Origin of the sequence: Caulobacter sp. D5 (assembly GCF_003185805.1) — a bacterium.
In the GTDB taxonomy this organism is placed as follows: domain Bacteria; phylum Pseudomonadota; class Alphaproteobacteria; order Caulobacterales; family Caulobacteraceae; genus Caulobacter.
Map to the genome: position 1 here is coordinate 1 of NZ_QHJY01000311.1, position 2783 is coordinate 2783.

General features: G+C 68.9%; 2 protein-coding genes. Both read right to left on the bottom strand.

Features of this window, described 5'->3' with window-relative positions:
- On the bottom strand, positions 1-464 hold a 464-nt coding region (locus DMC18_RS19155), incomplete at its 3' end, for a tetratricopeptide repeat protein (protein ID WP_146218134.1).
- Between the two features lie 71 nt (positions 465-535).
- Positions 536-2783: TonB-dependent siderophore receptor (locus DMC18_RS19160; protein WP_110133208.1), on the bottom strand; the 2248-nt coding region annotated here is incomplete at its 5' end.

The window sequence follows — 2783 nt, forward strand, 5'->3', positions numbered from 1 at the left end:
ACCACGTTGATCGACTTGACGTGGCCCAACTCGGCCGCCCTCTGAAACCAGGCCAGGGCGGCCTTGCGATCGGCCTCCACGCCCTCGCCCAGCATCAGCCGGGTGGCGAAGTTGTACATGCCCCAGTCGGAACCTGCCTCGGCGGCCTGGAGATACCACTGCGCCGCGACGGCGAGATTGGCCGCCACGCCCCAGCCGTTCTCGTAGCAGCGGCCGACCATGTTCAGCGCCATCGGATGTCCCGCCCCGGCGGCGCGCAGGAACAGCGCCAGAGCGCCGGCCGGATCGGCGGGACCGCCGGCGCCGTCGAGCAGCATCTGGGCCAGCAAGGCCTGAGCCTCGGCCACGCCGGCGGCGGCCTGCTGCGCCAGCCAGGCCCGCGCGGTCTCCGGCGGCCCTGAAAGGACCTCGGCGACGGCGGCGGCGATGTCGTCCGGGGAGACGTTTTCCGAGGCGGTGTCCATGGACCCTCACCAAAGCGAAAGGCCGCGCCCGCCGAAAGGCGGACGCGGCCGGTTCAGGGATGTCGCCGCGCCTAGAACTTGGCGTTCAGCGACAGGACGGCCGAGCGCCCCGGCGCGATGGTCGCGTAGTGCGAGGCGTAGGCCTGGGTGTAGTAGACCTCGTCGGTCAGGTTCTGGATGTTGAGCCGGGCCGAGAGGTTCTGGTTGATGGTGTAGGTGGCGTTGGCGTCGAACCGCCAATAGTCGGGCACCCACTTGGGCGTGGTGGCGCTGGCATTGCCCATGACCTTGGCCTGGTAGTTGGCGCCCAGGCCGACCTTCAGCTTCGGCAGAACCTCGTACGTCGTCTGCACCGCGAAGCTGTGCTTGGGCGTGTTGGGGAACTGCATGCCGTCGGTCAGGCCCGCCGCCGCGCCCGAACCGCCGTTCTTGACCAGGATGGCGTCGAGATAGGTGTAGCCGCCGAAGACGTCCCACTTGTCGGTGATCGAGCCGGACGCGCCCAGCTCGTAGCCACGGACGCGCTTCTCGCCGGCCATGGCCACGGTGCCGTCGGTCTGGGTGATGCGGGCGTTGGTGGTCTTCACCTCGAACGCCGCACCGGTCAGGCTGAGCTTGCCGCCGAACACGTCCCACTTGGCGCCGGCCTCGAGGGTGGCGTTTTCTTCCGGGCTGAGGTTGGCGTTGACCGTGCTCGACAGGGCGTTGCCGTCGCTGCCCTGGTTCAGGGCGTTGCCGGCCGGGGTCGAGGCGGTGGCGTACGACAGGTAGATCGCGCCGGCCGTCGTCGGCTTGTAGACCACGGCGGCCTGGTAGTTCAGCAGGTCGTCCTTGCGCTCGTAGGTCGAGCGGGCGAACGGCGTGGTCGTCGCCCGGGCGCTGACGTAGCGGGCGTCGTAGCTGTCGTAGCGCAGGCCCAGGTTCACCTGCCAGTGCTCGTCGAACTCGATGGTGTCGAAGCCGTAGATCGACTTGGTGACCGTGCGCGAGTTGTTGGGGTTGTTGACCCGCGAGATCGTGCCGGTGAACGGGTCGCTGGTGTTGGGGTTGGCCAGCGTCGTGCAGACATAGGCGGCGATGGCCGCGGCCGAGCAGCTGCTGAACGTCGAGGCCAGGGCGCCGTTGTAATAGACGTTGTAGCTGTCGTTCTCGCCTTCCTCGCGCGACAGCTCCAGGCCCGTGGCGAAGTTGTGCTGGATCGAGCCGGTCTGGAACTTGCCGTAGAAGTCGGTCTGGTTGGTCAGGGTGGTGACCTCGCTGACGCGGCTGTTGGGACGGCGCCAGACCAGGCCGTAATAGATGTTGCCCTTGCTGTCGTCGGGCTGGGTCCAGATGTAGTCCTGGCCCGTCTCAGCGTAGCGGGTGGTGTTGCGCAGGTGCAGGTTGTCGCCGAAGTCGTGCTCGAAGCGGACCGTGCCCATGTCCACCCGCTCGCGGCGGAAGTCGCGGCCCTTGACGCCGTACCAGGCGCTGCGGTCGGCGAGCAGCGGCTGGCCGTCGCCGGTCTGGTAGACGCGCGCGCGGCCGTCGGTGCGGGCCACGAAGGTCGGGTTGTTGTACGGGATCCCGCTGTCGGGGATGTCGTCGCTCTGCATGTGATAGTAGCTGACGACGATACGGGTATCGGTATCCAGGCCGAAGGCGATCGACGGCGCCACGCCCCAGCGGCTGTAGTGGACCTCGTCGCGGCCATCGACGCCGGCGTCGTGGGCCATCAGGTTCAGGCGCACGGCCACGCCTTCGGCGACCACGTGGTTCACGTCGAAGGTGGCGCGCTTGTAGTCGGCGGTGCCGACCGCGACCTGCCCGCCGATCGAGTCCTTCAGGGTCGGGGCCTTGTTATTGATGAAGACGCCGCCGCCGGCGCCGCCGCGGCCGCCGTAGCTGCCGGTCGCGCCCTTCACGACCTCGACGTTCTCGACGTTGAACACTTCACGCGACTGGGAGCCGATGTCGCGCAGGCCGTCGACATAGGTGGCTGACTGGGCGTCGTAGCCGCGCAGGAACGGACGGTCGCCGACCGGGTTGCCGCCCTCGCCCGCGCCGAAGGTGATGCCGGGCACGGTGCGCAGCGCCTCGACCAGGCTGACCGAACCGGTCTGGTCGATGAGGTCGCGCGGGATGACGGTGATCGACTTTGGCGTATCGCGCAGCGGCGCGGTAATCTTCGGCGAAGCGGCCTGGGCCTTCTTGCTGTCGACCTGGACGCCGGAGACTTCGGTGGTGTCGCCGTTGTCCGGCGCGGCGGTGGCCACGGCCTCGTCGGCGACGGTCGCCGCACTGGCGGCCGCCGACAGGCCCAGGCCGGCGACGCCCGCG